This window comes from Rheinheimera tilapiae, assembly GCF_042432165.1.
Taxonomy (GTDB): Bacteria; Pseudomonadota; Gammaproteobacteria; order Enterobacterales; family Alteromonadaceae; genus Pararheinheimera; species Pararheinheimera tilapiae.
Map to the genome: position 1 here is coordinate 440,473 of NZ_JBHLXP010000005.1, position 21,108 is coordinate 461,580.

The window sequence follows — 21,108 nt, forward strand, 5'->3', positions numbered from 1 at the left end:
GTGAAAGAGCAGTCCGATGTCTACCCCAAGCACTCAATCGACAATCACTCAAGATGAAATGAAAAAACGCGCCGCCTGGGCCGCACTGGAATTTGTCCCGCGCCACAGCATTGTCGGTGTCGGTACCGGCTCCACGGTCAATCACTTTATCGACGCTTTAGCCAGCATCAAAGAACAGATCAAAGGCGCAGTATCGAGCTCTATTGCCAGCACTGAAAAAATGCAGGCGCTTGGCATTGCGGTATTTGACCTCAATGACATCGACAGCTTCAGCGTGTATGTCGATGGCGCTGATGAAATCAATCCGGCCCGCCATATGATCAAAGGCGGCGGTGCTGCATTGACCCGGGAAAAAATTGTGGCTGCTGTCGCAGAGCAGTTTGTCTGTATTGTCGATGCCAGCAAAGAAGTGGCGGTGCTGGGTAAATTCCCATTACCGGTTGAAGTGATCCCGATGGCGCGCAATTATGTCGCGCGCGAGCTACAAAAACTCGGTGGTCGTCCAGTCTGGCGCGAAGCCGTGGTGACTGACAACGGCAATATCATTTTGGATGTGCACGATTTACACATCACAGATGCGTTGACGCTGGAGCAACAGATCAATCAAATCACCGGTGTGGTCTGCAACGGCCTGTTCGCTGCGCGCGCTGCAGATGTCGTGCTGGTTGGTGGCCCTGATGGCACCCGCGTGATCAAATAATCAAAAACTAATAAAAAAATAAATATAACAACCAAAGCCCTAGCCAGAATTTTGCAACATTAAGAGAAATGAAGATGGAAAAGTACTCGTTACCCAAAGACAAGATCAAAATCCTGTTGCTGGAAGGCTTACACCAAAGTGCTGTGCAAACCTTTAAAAATCAGGGTTACAGCAATATTGAATATTTAAAGACCTCGCTGGACGAAGCGGAATTGATTGAAAAAATCCGCGACGTGCATTTTATCGGCATTCGCTCACGCACTCAGCTGACCGATAAAGTGCTGGCTGAAGCGCAGAAACTGGCGGCTATTGGTTGTTTCTGTATCGGTACCAATCAGGTTGATTTAGACGCAGCATTACGCCGCGCCATTCCGGTATTTAACGCGCCATTTTCCAATACCCGTTCGGTAGCAGAACTGGTGCTGGGCGAAATCATCATGTTACTGCGCGGCATTCCACAGCGTAACGCTGCTGCCCATCGTGGCGAGTGGCAGAAAACCGCCAATCAATCCTTTGAAGCCCGTGGTAAAACGCTCGGGATCATCGGTTACGGCCATATCGGTACTCAGTTGTCGATCATGGCGGAAAACATCGGCATGCGCGTGCAATTTTACGATATCGAAGACAAGCTGGTGTTGGGCAATGCCACTCAGGTCGACTTCTCAACCCTGCTGAAAACATCAGACATCGTGACTTTGCATGTACCGGAAACGCCACAAACCAAAAATATGATTGGCGAAGCGGAACTGGACCTGATGAAAGCCGGATCGATCCTGATCAATGCCTCACGTGGTACTGTGGTTGATATCGATGCGTTAGCGGCAGCACTTGCCAGCAAAAAATTGGCGGGCGCAGCAATTGATGTGTTTCCGGTGGAACCAACCGGCAACGACGAAGAATTTGTCTCGCCACTGCGTGCTTTTGACAACGTGATCCTGACACCACATATCGGTGGTTCTACCCAGGAAGCGCAGGAAAACATCGGTTATGAAGTGGCCGGGAAACTGGTGAAATACTCGGACAATGGTTCAACCTTGTCTGCGGTCAATTTCCCGGAAGTGTCGCTGCCGGAGCACAAAGGCCGCTCGCGCCTGCTGCACATCCACAAAAACCAGCCGGGCATGCTGACCAAAATCAACGAAGCTTTTGCCCGTCACGGCATCAACATCTCAGGTCAGTATCTGCAAACCAACGCCGAAATCGGTTATGTGGTCATTGATATCGACAGTGATGACCAGGAACAGGCTTTAAACGAACTGAAAGCCATTCCGGGCACGTTAAAAGCCCGGGTATTGCACTGATACATCGATTTTTATCGGTGCAATTCGCACGCTCATTGCCCCCTACACTTTGCTCCGGCAGGTGTGGGGGGCTCGGGCAAAGCGACAATCAGCTATTTCAACCTGCCAACTCAATCCAAGATTCTAGGGTGGGTCGAGCGCAGCGACACCCACCGCAAATAATCGTTTAAGGATCTGTTCTCGGCTAAGGCTGGCTATCACGCAAAGTGACCAGCGCATCCCAATCCAAACTTAAACTCGATAATGCCAGCTGATAGTCCTCCGCCGCAGCCTTGGCTTGTGCCGCTGGGCTGTTCAGACTGACGACGACTCGAAGAGCTTGCTGCGCCAGCACACAAATCCGGCCAATCTGCTTACTGCCTTTTTTAAGACCTGGCCCCTGCCAGTCCTGGCAGTAGAAATCCCGCGCCGGAATTTGGTGTTTTCCCAGCGTTTGCGCCGGTAACTTCAGCACAAAACGCCGACCGGATTTCACACCAGGTACCGCCAGTAAGCCATCGATAAACTCAGCACGCATCGTTTCGGCAGGCACGTCACGCCATTCATCGTCGACGTGAAAAGTCAGATTCAGCAGCACCTGCTGCGGATTTTTAAAGTTGATGCTCAGCACAGAATCGGTTGGCTGTGGCAAATAACTATCTGGCAGTACCCAATGATAAGCATCCGCTGCTGCGCTACAGGCAGCGCTCATCATCAGACTAAAACCCAGCAGCAGCGCGCGCATCAGAATGAATACACCAGCGTTGCAGAGGTTTCAGTATCAGTCTTCTGGCGGAATTGCCCAGGGTTTGAATCGTATTTAACGGTGAAATTCAACCGCATCGACAGCCGGCCATTGACCTGTGAAGTCAGGCTGGAACGACTTTGCCAGCTGGAGTTTTTGCCATCGAGCGATACCGACCATTCCAGCGCCTGACGAAAACTGTTGCTTTCGGTTAAGTGGTAGTCGAGGTTGGCCGCAACCCACCAAATCATACCGCTGCTGGTGTTTTTATCGCTGGTCTGTTGATAAGCGATACCTGGCCCCGTTTCCAAATCAAGATAATCATCCCCTTTTTGGTAAGCCCGCATTGCATAACCGGCCGCCAGCGAGCCCTGCTCTTCAAAAGCACCAAAGCGGTCGTTTAAATAAGATGCCCGGCCGAAGATACTATGTTCACTCTGGTAAAACTTATAGTTACTCTGCGCGACCAGGTTAACCCGCTGTGCGGTGGTGTAACGGGTTTTGTCACCGGTGGCTTCGTCAAACTGACTATTGCGTTGGATCAGCGTCTGGATCAGGTATTTATTCCGGAAATCAGTCAGTTCGTGCATCAACTCAGCGTTGGTGCGGATCGCTGTCGATTGGGTGTTACCGCTGCTGAGCACTAAGCCCAGTTCAATATCACCACCCCAGACTTTGTCTGGATCTATGGTCTGGACCTTGTCACCGCCAAAGGCAGACTCAGTAGAGAATGCGTTTTCCTTCAGTTGCTGATAGGTCTGGCCGGAGCGCAGCTTTTCCTGTGGCAACGCGGATTGCCCGAGCGGGATGGCCTGCACACTGCTCTCATCATCTGCGTCACTACCGATGGCTTGCGCCGGTGAAAAATAAAGACTACCAGTCAAAACAACAAGGGATAAAAACTGCTTCACAACACACTCTTTTTAAAAACTGTGACAGCCTATGCTGTCAGAAAAAATAGGAAAGCCAGTCACTGACTGGCTTTAATCGAACTGGTTTTAGCCGGCAAACAGACCCTTACGCCGCTTCTCCACGCTCAGCGATAAAAGCCAGCGCCAGATCAATGCGCGCCAGACAACGGTCTTTACCAATCAGCGCTAAAGTAACATCCAGTGATGGCGAATTGCCGCCACCAGTTACAGCAACGCGCAGTGGCATGCCGACTTTGCCCATGCCTAAGCCTAAGCTTTCAGCAGCGCCATTGATAGCTGCATGCACCGCTTCTGCAGTCCATTCAGTCAACGCAGCCAGGTGTGCCTGCACAGCTTTTAATGGCTCAGCAGCGACCGGACGCAGATGTTTTTTCGCTGCGTTTTCTTCAAAAGCACTGAAGTCTTCATAGAAATAACGGCTGACTTCAATCATTTCTTTTAATGTTTTAACCCGCTCGCCCTGCACTGCAATCAGTTGTTCCAGGCTTGGGCCATTGCTGATCTCAAGCTTCTGATCTTCGACATGCCACTGCAGGTGTTTCGCCACATGGGCCACCGGCGATGTGCGGATATAGTGTTGGTTCAACCACAGCAGCTTTTCAGTGTTAAAAGCAGAAGGTGCGCGGTTACAGGCTGATAAATCAAACAGTTCCACCAACTCGTCACGGCTGAAGATCTCCTGGTCGCCATGTGACCAACCAAGACGAACCAGATAATTCAGCAGCGCTTCCGGCAGGAAACCGTTATCGCGGTATTGCATCACGCCGACAGCGCCATGGCGCTTCGACAGACGTTTACCGTCGTCACCGAGGATCATTGGCACATGGGCATACTTCGGTAAGGTCGCACCCAAAGCTGCCAGAATATTCATTTGACGCGGGGTGTTATTGACATGGTCGTCACCGCGAATGACATGAGTCACGCCCATTTTCCAGTCATCAACAACGACAGTCAGGTTATAAGTTGGCGTGCCGTCACTGCGTGCGATCACCAGATCGTCCAGTTCCGCATTAGCAACTTCAATCCGGCCTTTGATCATGTCGTCGATTACGACTACGCCATCCAGCGGATTTTTGAAACGGATACAAAATGGCTTGTCGGCCGGATGGTCAGTGCGCTCCCGCCACATGCCGTTATATTTTGGTTTTTCGCCGGCGGCCATTTGCGCTTCACGCATCGCGTCGACTTCTTCCGGTGTGCAGAAGCATTTATAGGCTTTGCCTTCCGCCAGCAGCTGGGCCACTACTTCTTTATACAGATCAAAGCGTTTAGTCTGATAAAACGGGCCTTCATCCCAGTCCAGTTCCAGCCAGTTCATCCCATCCATAATGGCATCTACAGAGGCCTGAGTGGAACGTTCCAGATCAGTATCTTCAATCCGCAGAATAAACTTACCGCCAGTTTTTTTGGCGTATAACCAGCTGTATAACGCAGTACGGGCACCGCCGACATGCAGGTAACCGGTAGGACTTGGGGCGAAACGGGTCACAGTAGACATAAGGCTTCCAGAAGGTCTGTCGAAAAATGGGCGCTATTGTAGCAATATTGACAGTGTTTTGTCTGCCATTCTGACCGCGGCCTATCTGCTGGACGCTGTGACCCGCGGCTTGGCGGTTCTCATCACAGGCTTTGAGCAAATGCTGCGCAATCGCCGGCAAAACGGCTACTTTTGCAGCATCCGGCTGTAATATCACAAAATATTATTGACACAAAAAGCCCGGCCCCTATAATGACCGCCGACCGTTAGGACGGATGCTTAGCTCAGCTGGGAGAGCATCGCCCTTACAAGGCGAGGGTCACTGGTTCGATCCCAGTAGCATCCACCATAACGTTGTCATGTGATATTCCCGGGATGCTTAGCTCAGCTGGGAGAGCATCGCCCTTACAAGGCGAGGGTCACTGGTTCGATCCCAGTAGCATCCACCATATCCATGACAGTATTACCCCAGGATGCTTAGCTCAGCTGGGAGAGCATCGCCCTTACAAGGCGAGGGTCACTGGTTCGATCCCAGTAGCATCCACCAATTCTTCTGTAGTATTCCCGGGATGCTTAGCTCAGCTGGGAGAGCATCGCCCTTACAAGGCGAGGGTCACTGGTTCGATCCCAGTAGCATCCACCAAATCTTCGTTTAAATAACTACACAATTATCTGAATCTTTCTTTGCGATGCTGCGCATCACCCGCTCCTCATCACCACACGAGGATCACTGGTTCGATCCCAGTAGCATCCACCAAATCTTCGTTTAAATAACTACATAATTATCTGAATCTTTCTTTGCGATGCTGCGCATCACCCGCTCCTCATCACCTTGCTCTCTAACTCCCATAAAAAAGCCCGGCAGCGGGACTGACTACCAGGCAAAAGCACCACATCTGAAACTTATTTCGGGGTAAAACGCACTTCGATATTCTGGTAATACAACGTTGTTTTGCCTTCAAATCCCGAATCTGTGCCAACAAACAACCAGACCGAACCGTCGGCATTCGTGGTGATATCTAGCGTTTTTTCGCTGTTTTTCAGCGTCTTGGCTTTGTAAACCGAGCCATCACATTTAGCATCTGCCACTGCAACATCTCCCTGCACTTTGGCTTGGGCTCCATCCTGTGATTGATCGCCTTTGGGGACATTTAGCGTGAAGCCATCTTGTTTGGGTTCTTTGTCGGCATAACCAAATTTCAGCCAGACAGATTCACCAGGTGCTCCGCCAATCCCCATACAACCTACCCCGGCATTGCTGAGGAATGTGACTTTTAACTGTGCTTTGTATTTGCTGGAAGGTGATAAACCGCTGATTTTCCGTTTTAGAAACATAAACAAATCGTCGCTGCGGTTATGGCCACTGAGCATAAAACCGCTGCCCTGAAAACCGGTTGGCAGGTTTCGCAGACCACTGGCGAGTTCATAAGTCGCGGCATCATTGCTTGGATAATCGGCAAAGCCTGCAGTCCAGTTTTGTGCGCCGTGCTGGAAGCTGTAACTGACAACGTCCGCATCAGCACCGAGTTTAAATTCATTGTCACAACCGGTCAGCGCCAGCAATGAACAGACAGTTAACGGGATTAAACGGCTCAGGTACATCAGGGTTCTCCATTGATTTGCAATGGCGTCCAGCCTAAAGAATACCGTAGGCACCAGCTGTAACCTTCTGTAAACACTCTGTAAAAGCTCAGCCCAAAGCTGTGATTTGTATTGTTGCGATTTCAGCGCCTGCTATAGTAGGCACATTGCAGTAACTGACTGACGGGCATTGATGGAACAGGCATTCAGCCGGGATATTCGGATTCTGGTGATCGATGAGCAGGCCTTAGCGCAGAATTATCTGAAATTTGCGCTGGAAAAACTCGGCTATAGCAGCGTTCAACTGACTGACCGCGCCAGCTGGGCTTTACAGTTGTGTCAGCAACAGCAATTCGATTTGATCATCCTGTCATTTAATTTGCAGCAAGGCAAAGATGGTTTTCAATTGTACGAAGAACTGAAAACCCGCCAGCTGCAAAGTCACAATACCGGTTTTATTTTTATCAGTGCAGAAACCGATCCGTCGCTGGTACATTCAGTGATTGAACTGCAACCTGATGAATTTCTGGCCAAACCCTACACGATCGGCGACTTGCAGCAACGCATTGAACGGGTATTAAAACGCAAACAGGAACTCCGCCCGCTCCACCAATATCTCGATGCGAACCGACCGGAAAAAGCGCTGCAAGAGCTTGACCAGTTGTTGGCTAATGCACCCTCACCGAAACTGATACCGACCTTGTTGAAACTTAAAGGTGATTTGTTGCTGCAATCTGGCCGTGCTGCCGATGCAGTGAAATTTTATCAGTCGGTGCAGGCGGTACAGCCGTTTAGCTGGGCTCAAATCGGTTTAGTCCGCGCATTGTTTGCTTGTGAGGATTTTGATGCCGTCGGCATGATGCTGGAACGGATGTCGACAAGAAGTGATACTAAGTTGGTCGCGTTGGAATATCAGTCCGAGCTGGAGTTTCGCAACAAGAGTTTCGACCAGGCGCAACAACATCTGGAGCAAGCGGTGGATCTGGCGCCCCGCAACCTGTTCCGCCAGCAAAAATTACAGCAGCTGTCTCGCTTAAATCATGACTACGAGCGTCAATATAAATCGGCCCGTGATCTACTGAAGTTCGCTCGCCATTCCATGTATGAACAACCGGATCTGTACCTGAACCTGGCGCGGGCCTGCATTGATTATGCGGTATCGATGGATGAAGACGGTGAAACCAATAAACTGAGCAAACAGGCCACCGAGGCGCTGAATCAGCTACGCAATGCCTTTCCGCAGTCAGATACCCACGAGCAGCAAACCGTGTTACAGGCGCGGTTGCATTACCTGCGTGCACAGAAAGATAAAGCGCTGAAAATTCTGGAAACGATGGACGAAGTGCCGCTACAGATCACCGCGCTGGAAGATGCATTGGACAGAGCCAAAGCCTTGCATGAAGTCGGTCTGACCCAGGCCTCCAAACGCTGGTTTGAAAAAATTGGCGAATTCTGCCAGCAACAGCCGACAGATCCGTATCTGCAAACCTACCTGCAACAAGAGCAGCAGGAACGCGCCGAACTGACAACAGCACCACGCGAACTGAACAACATCGCCGTTATGCATTATCAACATGGCAACTGGCAGGCTGCATTAGGCGCCTTTGAACATGCCTTTCGTTTGTTACCACGTAACGCCGGCATCGCACTGAACTTATTACAAAGCATGCTGACGGCGCCAACCGGCGCGATAGATCCGGTCAAACGCAGCCGGCTGCAGCAAGCCTGTTTACGCGCCATCGATCAAGGTAAACTGAATCCGGAACAACAACGCCGTTTTGAACAGCTGAAACAAAAACAACTTGCCAGCTAAATCTAAACTTGTGTAGTTACTTTTTATCTTCCGGCCATTCAGTGAAAATCAACCGCAATTGTTTACTGCGCAGCAAGTACAACACGCTTAACCCTAACGCCGCCACAATCAGCAATAATCCTGGCGCATTCAGCGCTACATAAGGCGGTAAATGACTGATAGTCCAGTATAAATCTACAGATGCCACCGCAAGTAATAACCAACGACCGTAACGCCACAGCGCAAACCAGAATTTTTTCGCCCGGCCCCGCCGTTGCTGTTTGTCGTAAGGCACACGCTGACTGATCGCCGCCAACACCAGCAATGCCGGGATCGCGATCAGCACTGCACGGACAAAATCATCCGCCAGCGGATAGAAGAAGCTCAGTACTGCTTTGCGCTCCGCCTCCGGCATCACCAGCGTCACCAGCCAACATAGATAAGGCCGCAACAACAGCAATAACACCGCATAAAAACGCAAGGGCACCCGATGCAGACCATCCTGGTCCAGCAGCGGAATATCCGGGTACTGTTTCATCAGCGCAATCCATGTTCGCTAAATAAGTCCAGCATCTGTTGTTCAGTCCAGACTGCAACCCCTAACTCTTCCGCTTTGGCCAGCTTGGAACCGGCATTATCACCAGCGATCACAGCACTGGTTTTTGCCGAGACCGAGCCTGCAACTTTCGCCCCGAGTTGCTGCAATTTTTCTTTCGCTTCATCGCGGCCCATCGCAATTAAAGTGCCGGTCAGCACCAACGTCTGCCCCGCCAGTGGCTGCGCCGTCTGGGCTTTTTCGGCAATATCCGGCCATTGCACGCCCACAGTGATCAGGCCATCAATGACGGTCTGATTATGTGACTCAGCCAGAAAATGCAGAATTTGCCCGGCGACCACGGAACCGACATCGGCCACCGCCAGCAACTCTTCCAGTGACGCCGCCCGCAGCGCGTCCAGGCGACGAAAGTGCTGCGCCAGATTCAGTGCTGTGGCCTCGCCCACTTCGCGAATGCCAAGCGCATAAATAAAACGCGGCAAGCTGCTTTGTTTTGATTGTTCAATCGCCGCCAGCAACTTCATCGCCGACTTCTCGCCCATCCGCTCCAGCCCGACCAGCGCGGGCATATCCAAGCGGTAAATATCCACCGGGCTTTGCACCAGCTTTTCATCGACTAACTGCTCAATCAGCTTGTCGCCTAAGCCTTCGATATCCATCGCCTTGCGCGCAACAAAATGCTTCAGCGCTTCTTTACGCTGCGCACCACAAAATAAACCTCCGGTGCAGCGTGTCACTGCTTCGCCTTCAACCCGTTCTGTCGTGCTGCCACAGACCGGGCACTCTGTTGGAAACACTATGTCACGCGCATCCTGTGGCCGTTCCGCCAGCACCACAGCGACAATTTGCGGGATCACATCTCCGGCCCGGCGAATAATGACGTTATCACCAATTTTGATACCAAGCCGGTTAATCTCGTCCTGATTGTGCAAAGTCGCATTTGATACCGTCACACCACCAACACTGACCGGCTCCAGTCTTGCAACCGGCGTCACCGAACCGGTGCGGCCCACCTGAAACTCGACATCAAGTAAGCGGGTGGTTTTTTCCTGCGCCGGGAATTTAAAAGCAATGGCCCAACGCGGAGCACGGGAGACAAACCCGAGATTTTGTTGTTGCAGTAAATCATCGACCTTGAGCACCACACCGTCGATTTCATAAGCAAGACTGGCGCGTCGCTGCAAAATATCCGCGTGATAAGCCAATGCAGCTTCCGCACCTGCCACTAAGCGGATCTCCGGGCAGACCGGCAGACCCCAGCTTTTTAATTGCTGCAGGCGAGCATAGTGGCTTTTGCTATTGAGTAATAACGCCGGATCGGTCACGGCGCCGACGGCATAGGCATAAAAACTCAAAGGCCGATTGGCGGTAATACGCGGGTCCAGCTGGCGTAAACTGCCGGCGGCCGCATTGCGTGGATTGGCAAAAACTTTGTCACCGGCCAGCCGGGCTTTGTCATTCATTTTCTCAAAGCCATCCAGCGGCATAAAGACTTCGCCCCGCACTTCCAGTACCGGCGGATAATCACCTTGTAACTTCAGCGGGATAGCCCGGATAGTTTTGATATTGCTGGTGATATCTTCGCCGGTATAGCCGTCGCCGCGAGTGGCGGCCTGCACCAGCAGGCCGTCTTCATAACGGATACTGACGGCCAGGCCATCCAGTTTGGGCTCGGCACAAAAACTGAATTCAACCTGCTGATCGAGCCGGTCAGCCATGCGCTGATAAAACGCCTGAAAATCAGCCGCATCAAAGGCGTTATCCAACGACAGCATCGCAATTTGATGGGTGACCTGACCAAATTTGTCTAAAGGCGCAGCCCCAACACGCTGCGTCGGTGAATCTGCGGTGATGAGGTCTGGATGCTGTTGTTCGAGTACCTGCAACTCGCGATACAAAGCGTCATAATCCGCATCCGGAATGCTGGGGTTGTCGAGCACATAATATTGGTAACTATGCTGGTTCAGCGTTTGACGCAGGGTATCAATGCGGCTTTGCAGATCGGACATCGGGTCTGGCTCAGTGGTCAATAATGGATGGGCTATAGCATGGGGATTTGTCTGCCGGCTTGCAAGCTCCAAGCATGTAAGAACAGACCGGGCCTGTGTTATCTGGCGAAAAAACAGCCCCGTCGATAGCCGGGGCTGTGACTTAAAGAGATTACGTTAGAACACAGCCCGCACGCTTAACGCGTAACGACGATCGGTGGTGAAGCTGAGTGCCTGGGTCCGGTCACCGGCCTGATTCATCTGATACTCAGTTTTCGTCTCAGTATTGAGCAAGTTACTGCCCTCAATCCCGACTTTCCAATGCTCGTTAATGCTGTAATAGAAGCTGGCGTCCAACATGCCGGCAGCTTTCGCATACGCTGGTACAAATTCTTCTGATTCACGTAACGTCAACAGGTACTCTGATCGCCAGGTGTAGGCCAATCGGAACGACAACGCCTCTAACTCGTACATCCCGACAATATTCAGATTCTGGTCGGAATATCCCTGTAAAGGTAAACCACTGAATACCCTGAAGGTGTTGCGATTGTCGTCCACTCGGCTGCCATCTTCTTTGAAACCCAGGGTTCCTTTGGATATTTCATTCGGGTCTTCAAGGCCACTTTGATCGATAAAGGTGTAGTTAAACTGTAAGCCTAAACCACGCCATAACCCCGGTAACGTGTCGTAAAACTGTGAATAAGAGAATTCCGCGCCCCGGATGGTCCCCGAGCCGGTATTGGCAGGTCCGTATGCCGATACGTCGTAATTCACACCTTTGTAGCTGATATCTAAATCGAACTGGCGATTACGGATGATGTTGTCGAGCTTTTTGTGAAACAAACCAACATTCACAAAACCAGCTTTGGCAAAATACCATTCGGTGGTTAAATCCAGATTGATGGACTCTTCCGGTTCCAGATACGGGTTGCCTGCCAGCGCGGTGACTTCGAGATCATCAAGCCCTACCACTGGGTTATTCACTTCATCCTGATCTTGTCCCGGTGTTTTCAGCCGGCGGGTATAGTCCAAATCAAGCAGGCTGATGTTGCGTGCTTCGACCAGGCTCGGGTAATACAAACCTTGTGAAGCGCCGACGCGCATGACCAAATCGTCAGCCAATTCAAAGCTCAGGTTCAGACTTGGCAACACCGCATTGTAATCAGTGCCGTCGACTGTACTTAACTGCGATTCACCTGACGCCAAATCATAGTACTTCTTGTATTCCGGTTTTTGCATCACGGTGTTCAGCGACGTGCCTGGATTGCCTCGTTTTACAGTCGTCGGTTGGACAAAGGCACCGGTGGACTCCAGTTGATAATTAACAAAACGCAGACCCAGATTACCCTTCACCGGAATGTCCTGCTCCGGCAGATCAAAATCGCCGCGCAGATAGAACTCGGTGCGTTGTTCATTGGACGAACTGATGTTGTGAGCAGCAAAAGGTCCTTCTACGCGGTTGGGTTTGTCCGTGTAAGGAACATAAGTGCCGGTACAAACGCCTTTATTGGCTTTACTGAGCGTCGCGTTGTGCCAACCCTCTTTACAGCCCTGACGCAAAGATTCGGCATAGTTTTTCACCAGGCTCATTTTGGGAAACAAGAAATTATTGACGTTGCCCATCAACACCTTTCCATTGTAATAATTGGAAAAGTCCACCCGTTCAAACAACTCCGGCCGGTTAACCGCTGCGGCCGCGTTACGGTCGTTCATGTCCCACGGTGTCCCAATGGCTGACCAGCCTTCATACGCCGTATCCCGCACGGTCAAATCTTTGTCGGTGTAAAAACCACCAAATTTGACACTGGTAAACACCCCATCGAGCTCGTAGGTCGCATTCAATTTAAAGCTGTCGGCTTTGGCGGTATTGTGTTCTTCCTGTTCCATGCCGCTGCCCAAAAACAGATTGGGGACGGGGCCGTTCCAATCTTTGTTTGGCGACCAGCCCGGTGTCAGAATGTTATCGCTGAGAAACTCAACCGTTGGCCGCTCGCCGCGCATATCGAGGAAATAAGGCGACACCACATGCACATGGTTGCCGCGGGTCTGACCCGACATGCTGTAGTTATGCACTACTTTTTCCGAATCAATGCGCTGGTAATCCAGCTCCAGTTTTAATCGTTCTGTGGCTTTAATTTTCAGATTCAGCGACGTATCTTCCACTGAGTTTTCGTTGTAATTCCAGCGACTACGATAGAAAAATGGCGTTTCCGGGCTAACACCCAGTGCTACGCCTGAGGTGACATAACCATTATCTACCGTCAGCGGGCGACCTTTCGCCTTATCATCACGCCAGTTTTGGGACGAGCCCATAAAACCCCGGAAGCCCTGCGCCGCCTGACCAATCTGACGCTCATTCCATTCCAGCGAAGCATCAGAATTGATATGTTCCAGCGTGGCAACGATAGTGTCGTCCTTATTGGCCCATTGTAGCGATGAGGTAAAACCAGTACGTTTACGATCGTTATCTGCAGTGCTCAGGTGAATGGCGACAGGGACATGCCAGACTGAACCGGCTGGCTGGCCGGGCAACGCCGGACCATCAACCGGTGAGCGCGGATCAACACCGGTGATCCCGCCCCATTGATCTGTAGTCGGCATAAATGAACTGCCGCGCGAGTGGAAATTCCCAAGGCCGACACCGTCACCGCGCGATTGATATTCAGATGTTGACGCGGCCACCAGGAAACCAAATTTACCGGCGTTGGTATCCCAAGTATCAGAAAATAAACCAGAAAACGATGGAGTCACTTCTTTGCGGTAATCGCCGTAGTTTGCTTTGGTGTTAAACGCGAACATTTGTTTATCGGAATCAAAAGGTTTGCGGGTAACCAGGTTCACTGTGCCGGCAATCCCCCCCGAAATTAAATCTGCGGTCTGGTTTTTAACGACTTCAACCGAGCCGAGCAATTCAGCAGGAAAGTCTTCATAACTTAAGCCGCCAGCCGGATTAGCACTAAAAGCACTGCGGCCATTCACTTCGGAACGCACCCGGTCCAGACCGCGAACCAACACACCTGTCCCCTCGTCCGCGTAATGTTTTGGGTCATCTGAAGAAGCAAACCGTTCAATCGTGACGCCAGGGACACGCTGTAGCGCTTCGGTCACGGATTTATCCGGCAATGCGCCGATATCCGTCGCCGTGATGACATCTTTCACAGTATCGGCAAAACGCTTCAGATCCTGCGCCGACATAATGCTGCCGCGAATGCCTTTAATCTCAATCACTTCAACCTGAGCAGAATCTGATTTTGGCTGTTCTTTAGCTATGACAGCGCTGTCATTTTTGGGTAATTCTTGTGCAATCAGCCATGCGGGGTTCAACCCCAATAAAGCTGCTGATATGGCCAGACTAAGTTTGGCCCGTTGATTATGGTTTCGACGATTGTGACTGTTGTGAAAATCTGGCATAGGTTTTATCTCTTGTGTGCTTGTTTTATTTAACGTATCCGGCAGTGACATTCGTCTTGCTAAACTGCCAGATATTAGCCTGTGCTTCCTGTACAAGGCTTACATTACAACTCCACATGCTCAGCCTTGATGTTACTTTTTACCATGAAAAATATAAAAATCCCACTTTTTGCTAGATTTTTGTGCGTTTGCGTTAGTTTTTGCAAATTTCAGAAAAATAAAATCGAATAAAACGTGTTAGTATATAACATGTCAATTGCCAAAAAAGTACACCGAAATAGCAACTTCCGTTGATTTATGCAGGAAAAAGCCAGACAACAGTGCCCAGAATTAAAGGAAGAGGCAACTGCACCCTCACAAAGATTTGGACTAATTTGTCATTCAACCCTGTGCAGACTGGCGTGTGACGCCGTGACATCAACACGCCTGAACGCTGACGGAGCAAGTCAGCAGCCTTTATTGTCGAGTCGAAACTTCTGGCTTAGTTCTGTTGCCAGTTCACCGTGACACCACTAAAACTGCTGTAAGCACGGACCCCCACTATCCAGTTACCAGCTTGTGGATTCGCAATACTGCAACTTTCCGTATTGCCAGTTTTATAGGGCCGGCATTGGTAACTACTGGTGGTCGGGTTTACACCAAGACGCAGGTAGAGGTCCGCATCGCCGCTACCGCCGCTCATACTGACATTCAGCTGAGTTTTACCAGGTGGTACGACAATGGTTTTATACAACCAGCTACCGGTGGTGGCGGCAAGATTAGGGAAACTACCGCTAGTGCCGTCCGGTAAAGAGCTACCGGCATTGCCAAGTTCCAACACAAACGACAAGCCGAGCCTGGCAAATTTCAGCGCATGCATCGCCGTTGGATCAGAATTCGCCAGCGTATCGTTGGCGGTGTGGATTTTCTTGTTGCTACCGGCAAAGCGAGCTTCAAACGGCATCGACGCGGCAAAGCCGGCATTGTGCCAGGAGGCATGGTCAGAACAACCATAGCCACAGATATCAGTGCTGTGACGCAGTGCCGGCTGATAGGTGCTGATCAATTTCTGCAGATAGCCATTGAGGTTAGCATTGGTATAGTCAGTCATCAGCACGATATCTTCGGCCGAGCCTTTAAAGTTGGTCATATCCAGTTGCATCACTGCAATAATGTTCTGCGCTGAACCTGAAGCTGCCGTGGCGATGTCTTTACTACCGCGCAGTCCGACTTCTTCAGCGGCATAGCCATAAAAACGGATGGTGCGTTTGGGTCTGAGCCCTGCACTACTCAGTACACGAATAATCTCTGTCAGCGTCGCGATGCCGGACGCATCATCATCGGCGCCGGGTGCGCGGGTGGTTTCGCTGGTACCACCGCTGACAATCGAATCCAAATGGCCCCCCAATACAACGATTTCGTCTGGTTTTTCACTGCCGGTGATTTCCAGTAGCACTGAGCGCTGCGGGTAGCCACTATGGCTGACCCGACTCACTTTCATCCAGGTCTTGCCATTAGCCAGAACTTGCCACTGACTGGCGATCCAATCCGCCGACTGGGTGCCACTGCTGGTGGTGTAGTAGCGGTTGGTGTACTGGCTTAAATCACTGATAAATTGTGCGATGCCCGCCTGATTCAGCTGTGGCAAATGGGTATTGACCAACGTCGCCTGCGATAGCGGCGGCGCAGTGAAACTAGCGGCCAGTAAAGGCTTGGTCAGCGCGGTTATCGCCTGCTCCAGACTGTCATAAGCAATATAACCGCCACAGCGATGTTGCTCCTCGTGAATATAGGCCGACAACTGCACTAAATCGGCGTCATCGACCTGCACCAATACAGGCTGCTGGTGGCCAGCCTGCAATACCGACAACGCCGGTGTGATCGGCTGTCGCTGCAGCACCTCGATCTCTGGCAAGGCCTGCAACACCTTGGGCTCAATGCTGATCCAGACCGGTTCAGCCTGCAATGCAAAACAAAAAAGCGCGCCGGACAGCGCGCCACATATTGGCAATTTTTTCATTTCATGTTCCTGATATTTTTTTATACATTTGGTTGTAGTTGCAGTCGCCTGTCAGCTGCTGCGCAACAACCATGGACGGTAGGAACAGATCTGCCGGATATCAGCGTGACATTTTTGTGATATTTGTCTGATAGACCTCGGGTGAACGATGGTCGGCAAACGCAAGGTGAGCGCCACGGATGGCGCGAATCACCGACAATTGCTCCTGCATTGTCGGTGTACCGTCCATCCCTGGACATAAAAAAAAACCGACACTAGGCCGGTTTTTTGGGGGTTACTCAATGAACGTCAGTTGCGGATCAGCTGCTGACGCTGGAATTCGCGGATTTTCTCCACATAATGCCGGGTGGTTTGTACGGTCAGCACGCTACGGGTGTTGTCCAACACCTGGCCACCGAATTCATCCGACAGTTTGCGGGCGGCACTGTGCATCAGGTTAAAACTCTGCAGCGCTTCACCGGGTCCTGGTAAAGTCATAAACAGACTCAGGCCGCGGGTTTGCAGTTTATCCATTTCTTCCAGATCAAAAGTACCCGGATTAAACATGTTGGCAAGGCTAAATAAAATGCCACCAGAGCCGGCACTGTCCTGATGACGATGGAAAATATTCATCTCACCATACTTAAAGCCCAGCGTCAGCAGGCTTGGCAGCAACATCGCGCCATTGATTTCCTGTCCTTCCGGCAATAACACATAAAGGATCAGCACTTCACTTGGGCCTTCGTCGGCTACCTGAGTGTCATGACGGACGTCTGCATCATCATCGGCACTAAATGACAACGACGGCTCGTCATGGACTTCAGTTGTCTTTTCGCGCTCTTCACGGAATTTCTTCGCAGGCTCGCGCAGACGGTCACTACGCGGAGCCACGCTCGGTGCCGGTTTTGGCTGCGGTTTTTCGCCGGGAGCCAGTTTACGTTTCTTCCCGACACCGTATTCATCAAACCCTTCAGGCGCACCTGTGGATTTATCTTCCGGCATATAGCGGCTCTGTGCTTGCTGCGACGCCTTGCGCGCTGACCACCAGCCATGCAATGCCAGACCAGCCATTGCCAAAACACCTAATACAATTAACGCATAACGAAATTCTTCAGCCATTGTTTTTTAACCTTTTAGTTATCAGGCCTGTGCCATTTTGACGGCATCTTCCACATCCACAGCAACTACACGTGACACGCCGGGTTCCTGCATTGTCACGCCCATCAGTTGAGCGGCCATCTCCATCGCAATTTTGTTGTGACTGATATAAATAAACTGCACGCTTTCCGACATCTCCCGGACTAAGTTACAAAAACGCCCGACATTGGCGTCGTCCAGCGGAGCATCGACTTCATCCAGCATACAAAAGGGGGCCGGATTGAGCCGAAAAATAGAAAACACCAATGATAAAGCGGTAAGCGCTTTTTCTCCACCGGATAATAAATGAATAGTACTGTTTTTTTTACCAGGGGGTCGCGCCATGATGCTGACCCCAGTTTCCAATAAATCGTCATCGGTCAGGTCTAAATAGGCGCTACCGCCACCAAATACTTTCGGGAATAAGGTCTGTAAACCCTCATTGACCGCATCAAAAGTCGCCTTAAACTTCTGCCGGGTTTCCCGATCGATTTTTTTGATCGCCGTTTCCAGCGTTTCGAGCGCCGCGGTTAAATCATCATGTTGTAAATCCAGATATTTTTTCCGCTCGTCCTGCTGGTTGAATTCGTCAATCGCCGCAAGGTTAATAGGCCCGAGCCGACTTAATGCTTCCGTAGTTTTTTCCAGATTATTCTGCCAGGCCTGCTCCTGCGCGTCCGCCGGTAAAGTTTGCAGTAACTCTTTGAGCTGAACCTGCTGCTCTGCCAGCAAATCGAGCATATTGTTAGCGCGCACGCGAAAGCCTTCGGCGTCTAGCCGTAGATGTTCCATTTGTTTTTGCCGGGCCGCTAATTGCTGCTGTACGCCGTGTTGCCCCTGTTCAAGGCTGCGAATTTGCTCATCGGTTTGCTGTAACTGCTGTTCCAGCTGCAATTTCTCGGCGCCAGCATCATCGCGGCTTAAAATCAGTGCCTGCAGCTCTTCCTGCGCGGCCAGGTCCGGTTCATCCAGCAATTCCAGTTGATCAGTCAGTAAACTCAGGCGTTCACGCAGTTTTTGCTGCTGACTGTTGCTGCGTACCAGATGCAGCCGCGCAGCTTCTAGTTGCCGCTCCAGACTGACCTGTTGCAGACGTTGCGCGGTCAGCTGCTGATTCAGTTGCTGCTCCTGCTCGCGCCGTTGCTTGAGCTGTTGCTGATGGGCATCTTGCTGTTGTTGTAGCTGTCGCTGCGTATCCTGCTGCAGAGCAGACTCGTCCTCCAGCAAAAACAACTGCTCTTGCTGCTGCGCTTGCTGTTCTTGCCATAACAGAATGTCATCCGCCAGTTGCTGACGCTGCGTCTCCAGCTGCGCAGACTGCTGTGTGTATTGCGTCAGGCGAAACTCCAGCTGTTGCTGCTGATTCACGCTGCTTTGCAGCTGCTGCTGCGCCTTTGCCAGCGTCCGGCGGCCGATACTGAGCGACTGACGCAGCTGGTCGATCGACTTATTCAACTGCACTTCGTCATCGCTTAGCTGTTGCTGAGCTGCACCAAGCGTCTGCTGCTGTGCGGAAAGCTGTACCAGTTGCTGTTGCAGCTGCAGTGGATTTTGCCGGGCCTGTTGATCCGGCACTTGCAGCCAGTTCGGCCCGAGCCAACGGCCTTGTGGACAGATCAGCGACTGTCCGGCAGCAAGGCTCGGTTGTAGCTGCAGCGCCTGTGCATAATCCTGCACACAAAAGATTTGCCAGAACTGCGCCGGGATTTGTTTCTGCCCACTGACATCAGCCTCGATTTGACTTGCCAGCGTGGCTAAACCCGCTACTGGCGCTGACTCTGGCCCGGCAAAAATGCCACTGCTTGGCTGCAACAAATGATGTTCCGGCGCAGTTACCGGGAATTCAGCCGCCGGCTGACTGAAATTCAGCGCCTGCAGTGCCACCGCCACTGCGATATCCCAACCAGCTGCAATTTGCAGTTTGGGCAACAGCGGTTGTTCTGCCTCCAGCCGTTGCAGTTGTTGGCTCAGCGCACTGTGCTGCTTTGCCAGCGCTGCAAACTCCAGCCCGGTAGTTTTACCGTTCAGCTGACATTGTTGTAACTGCTGTTGCACTGCATCCAGCTGCAATTCGGTCGCCGCCAGCTCTGCAGTTAATGTCTCACATTCGCTACGCTGTTGTTGCTGCAGCGGTTGCAGCTGCAACAATTCTGCCTGCAGCTGCTGTGGTGACAAGGTCAGCAGCTGATTTGCCAGCGCCTCATCCTGCTGCTGCGCCCGCTGGATCTGACTATGTAATTGTTCTGCCGACAGCCGCAGTTGTTGTATTTGCTGTGCCAGCGCAAATGTCTGTTGTTGTGCCTGTTGATAAGCGCGCTGACTGTCGACGCCCAGATGTTCAGCGTCCAGATACGCCTGCTGCAACTCATCATGTTGTTGTTCCAGCAATTCCAGTGTCGGCGCTAACTCGAGCAACAAAAGTTCCAGCTCTGCCAGTTGCTGTTCTTCCGCCACTTGCAGATCCAGCCCTTGCTCAATCTCGTTGTGCAGCTGGCGTTTTTCTTCATGAATTTGCTGACGGCGACTGCGCTGATGCAACTGTTGTTGCTCTAGCGCGGTGATTTGACTGCCGAGCTGATAAAACCGCTGCTGGATTTTTGTCAGGCTGTCACGCAGGTTTTGTTGCAGTTGTTTCAGCTGTTCCACCGCGCGAAAAGCGCCGGAACCTTCACTCATAAACTGCTGATATTCGGTTTCGAGCACAGCCAGCGCCTGCTCGGCTTGTTGTAACTGTTCATTAAAAAAGTACCAGCGCAGCGCGGTCAACTCTGCTTTTAGCCGGCGCTCAGTGGCTTTCAATTCTTTGTAACGCTCTGCCGTTGCAGCCTGGCGGCGCAGTTTGTCGAGGTTTTTGCCGAGTTCTTCCCGCACGTCAGCGAGCCGGTCCAGATTGTCACGGGTGTGGCTGATACGGGTCTCAGTTTCGCGGCGGCGCTCTTTGTATTTGGAAATACCGGCCGCTTCTTCAATGAACACGCGTAAGTCTTGTGGCCTGGATTCAATCAGTTTTGAAATCATGCCCTGTTCGATAATGGCATAACTGCGCGGGCCGAGGCCTGTGCCCAAAAAGATGTCGGTGATATCGCGGCGGCGGCATTTACTGCCATTAAGGAAGTACAACGACTGGGCGTCGCGCGTGACCAGACGTTTCACTGAGATCTCGCTGCGATCAGCCAGACTGCCCTGCACCCGACCTTCGGTGTTTTCAAATACCAGCTCAACAGACGCCTGCGACACAGGTTTACGTTGCGCCGAGCCGTTAAAAATGACGTCGGTCATTGCATCGCCACGCAGATTTTTCGCACTGCTTTCACCCAGCACCCAGCGCACGGCGTCAATCACGTTGGATTTACCGCAGCCGTTTGGCCCGACCACACAGGTCATTGCCGTCGGAAACGGCACCAGGGTCGGGTCAACAAAGGATTTAAAACCGGCAAGTTTAATCTGTTTTAGGCGCATGCCAGAGGCTGAAGACCGGGTTGGATTTTCACAGACTGTAACAAAATGGGGTATAGCTGTCACGGCAAAACT

13 protein-coding genes and 4 tRNA genes are annotated in these 21,108 nt (G+C 51.5%); 7 read left to right on the top strand and 10 right to left on the bottom strand.

All coding sequences use genetic code 11. The annotated features are described in order from the left end of the window. Nucleotides 1-43: 43 nt before the first annotated feature. On the top strand, nucleotides 44-700 hold the full coding sequence (rpiA, locus tag ACFFJP_RS18325; RefSeq protein WP_377248467.1) for a ribose-5-phosphate isomerase RpiA: 657 nt from the start codon (nucleotides 44-46) through the stop codon (nucleotides 698-700). A gap of 74 nt (nucleotides 701-774) precedes the next feature. After that, nucleotides 775-2,001 (top strand): phosphoglycerate dehydrogenase, encoded by a 1,227-nt coding sequence (serA, locus tag ACFFJP_RS18330; protein WP_377247712.1) that lies wholly within the window; start codon nucleotides 775-777, stop codon nucleotides 1,999-2,001. Nucleotides 2,002-2,185: 184 nt separating this feature from the next. Here the strand turns inward: serA and ACFFJP_RS18335 are convergent, their stop codons facing one another. From ACFFJP_RS18335 to gltX, 3 genes are all read right to left on the bottom strand, one after another. Further along, entirely contained in the window at nucleotides 2,186-2,725 is a 540-nt protein-coding gene (locus ACFFJP_RS18335; RefSeq protein WP_377247715.1) for a hypothetical protein, read from the bottom strand. Beyond that, nucleotides 2,725-3,636: a DUF481 domain-containing protein gene (locus ACFFJP_RS18340; protein ID WP_377247718.1), complete on the bottom strand. Its 912-nt coding sequence runs from the start codon at nucleotides 3,634-3,636 to the stop codon at nucleotides 2,725-2,727. Before ACFFJP_RS18340 ends, ACFFJP_RS18335 begins: the two co-directional genes overlap by 1 nt. Nucleotides 3,637-3,742: 106 nt before the next feature. Beyond that, nucleotides 3,743-5,155 carry a glutamate--tRNA ligase gene (gltX, locus tag ACFFJP_RS18345; protein WP_377247721.1) on the bottom strand — a complete coding sequence of 471 codons (1,413 nt, stop codon included), beginning with the start codon at nucleotides 5,153-5,155 and terminating at the stop codon, nucleotides 3,743-3,745. A gap of 252 nt (nucleotides 5,156-5,407) precedes the next feature. Here gltX and ACFFJP_RS18350 point away from each other — a divergent pair. The 4 genes from ACFFJP_RS18350 to ACFFJP_RS18365 all read left to right on the top strand — a co-directional run bounded on the left by ACFFJP_RS18350 (nucleotide 5,408) and on the right by ACFFJP_RS18365 (nucleotide 5,777). Beyond that, nucleotides 5,408-5,483, top strand: a tRNA-Val gene (locus ACFFJP_RS18350). A 24-nt stretch (nucleotides 5,484-5,507) separates the two neighbouring features. Next, nucleotides 5,508-5,583, top strand: a tRNA-Val gene (locus ACFFJP_RS18355). Between the two features lie 22 nt (nucleotides 5,584-5,605). Next, nucleotides 5,606-5,681, top strand: a tRNA-Val gene (locus tag ACFFJP_RS18360). A gap of 20 nt (nucleotides 5,682-5,701) precedes the next feature. Then, nucleotides 5,702-5,777 (top strand) — tRNA-Val (locus ACFFJP_RS18365). A gap of 260 nt (nucleotides 5,778-6,037) precedes the next feature. Here ACFFJP_RS18365 and ACFFJP_RS18370 read toward each other — a convergent pair. Further along, complete coding sequence (locus tag ACFFJP_RS18370; RefSeq protein ID WP_377247724.1) at nucleotides 6,038-6,736, bottom strand: hypothetical protein; 699 nt, start codon at nucleotides 6,734-6,736, stop codon at nucleotides 6,038-6,040. A 172-nt stretch (nucleotides 6,737-6,908) separates the two neighbouring features. Between ACFFJP_RS18370 and ACFFJP_RS18375 the strand changes: the two genes are divergently transcribed. Next, nucleotides 6,909-8,528, top strand: coding sequence for a response regulator (locus ACFFJP_RS18375; RefSeq protein ID WP_377247727.1), 1,620 nt, complete (start codon nucleotides 6,909-6,911; stop codon nucleotides 8,526-8,528). 16 nt (nucleotides 8,529-8,544) lie between these two features. On the opposite strand, the gene ACFFJP_RS18380 is transcribed toward ACFFJP_RS18375, so the two are convergent. From ACFFJP_RS18380 to smc, 6 genes are all read right to left on the bottom strand, one after another. After that, nucleotides 8,545-9,045 carry a DUF2919 family protein gene (locus ACFFJP_RS18380; protein WP_377247730.1) on the bottom strand — a complete coding sequence of 167 codons (501 nt, stop codon included), beginning with the start codon at nucleotides 9,043-9,045 and terminating at the stop codon, nucleotides 8,545-8,547. Continuing rightward, nucleotides 9,045-11,072: an NAD-dependent DNA ligase LigA gene (gene ligA, locus ACFFJP_RS18385; RefSeq protein ID WP_377247733.1), complete on the bottom strand. Its 2,028-nt coding sequence runs from the start codon at nucleotides 11,070-11,072 to the stop codon at nucleotides 9,045-9,047. The genes ACFFJP_RS18380 and ligA overlap by 1 nt, the downstream gene beginning before the upstream one ends. Before the next feature lie 156 nt (nucleotides 11,073-11,228). After that, complete coding sequence (locus ACFFJP_RS18390) at nucleotides 11,229-14,381, bottom strand: TonB-dependent receptor (protein WP_377247736.1); 3,153 nt, start codon at nucleotides 14,379-14,381, stop codon at nucleotides 11,229-11,231. A gap of 562 nt (nucleotides 14,382-14,943) precedes the next feature. Next, complete coding sequence (locus tag ACFFJP_RS18395) at nucleotides 14,944-16,461, bottom strand: M20/M25/M40 family metallo-hydrolase (protein WP_377247739.1); 1,518 nt, start codon at nucleotides 16,459-16,461, stop codon at nucleotides 14,944-14,946. A gap of 288 nt (nucleotides 16,462-16,749) precedes the next feature. Further along, complete coding sequence (gene zipA / locus ACFFJP_RS18400; RefSeq protein WP_377247742.1) at nucleotides 16,750-17,559, bottom strand: cell division protein ZipA; 810 nt, start codon at nucleotides 17,557-17,559, stop codon at nucleotides 16,750-16,752. A 21-nt stretch (nucleotides 17,560-17,580) separates the two neighbouring features. Then, nucleotides 17,581-21,036 (bottom strand): chromosome segregation protein SMC, encoded by a 3,456-nt coding sequence (gene smc / locus ACFFJP_RS18405; RefSeq protein ID WP_377247745.1) that lies wholly within the window; start codon nucleotides 21,034-21,036, stop codon nucleotides 17,581-17,583. Nucleotides 21,037-21,108: the final 72 nt, after the last annotated feature.

Coding starts and splice junctions, on each gene's coding strand:
- serA (WP_377247712.1), top strand. CDS start 775: ATGGAAAAGTACTCGTTACCCAAAGACAAGATCAAAATCCTGTTGCTG.
- ACFFJP_RS18370 (WP_377247724.1), bottom strand. CDS start 6,736: ATGTACCTGAGCCGTTTAATCCCGTTAACTGTCTGTTCATTGCTGGCG.
- ACFFJP_RS18395 (WP_377247739.1), bottom strand. CDS start 16,461: ATGAAAAAATTGCCAATATGTGGCGCGCTGTCCGGCGCGCTTTTTTGT.
- gltX (WP_377247721.1), bottom strand. CDS start 5,155: ATGTCTACTGTGACCCGTTTCGCCCCAAGTCCTACCGGTTACCTGCAT.
- ACFFJP_RS18380 (WP_377247730.1), bottom strand. CDS start 9,045: ATGAAACAGTACCCGGATATTCCGCTGCTGGACCAGGATGGTCTGCAT.
- zipA (WP_377247742.1), bottom strand. CDS start 17,559: ATGGCTGAAGAATTTCGTTATGCGTTAATTGTATTAGGTGTTTTGGCA.
- ACFFJP_RS18335 (WP_377247715.1), bottom strand. CDS start 2,725: ATGCGCGCGCTGCTGCTGGGTTTTAGTCTGATGATGAGCGCTGCCTGT.
- smc (WP_377247745.1), bottom strand. CDS start 21,036: ATGCGCCTAAAACAGATTAAACTTGCCGGTTTTAAATCCTTTGTTGAC.
- ligA (WP_377247733.1), bottom strand. CDS start 11,072: ATGTCCGATCTGCAAAGCCGCATTGATACCCTGCGTCAAACGCTGAAC.
- ACFFJP_RS18375 (WP_377247727.1), top strand. CDS start 6,909: ATGGAACAGGCATTCAGCCGGGATATTCGGATTCTGGTGATCGATGAG.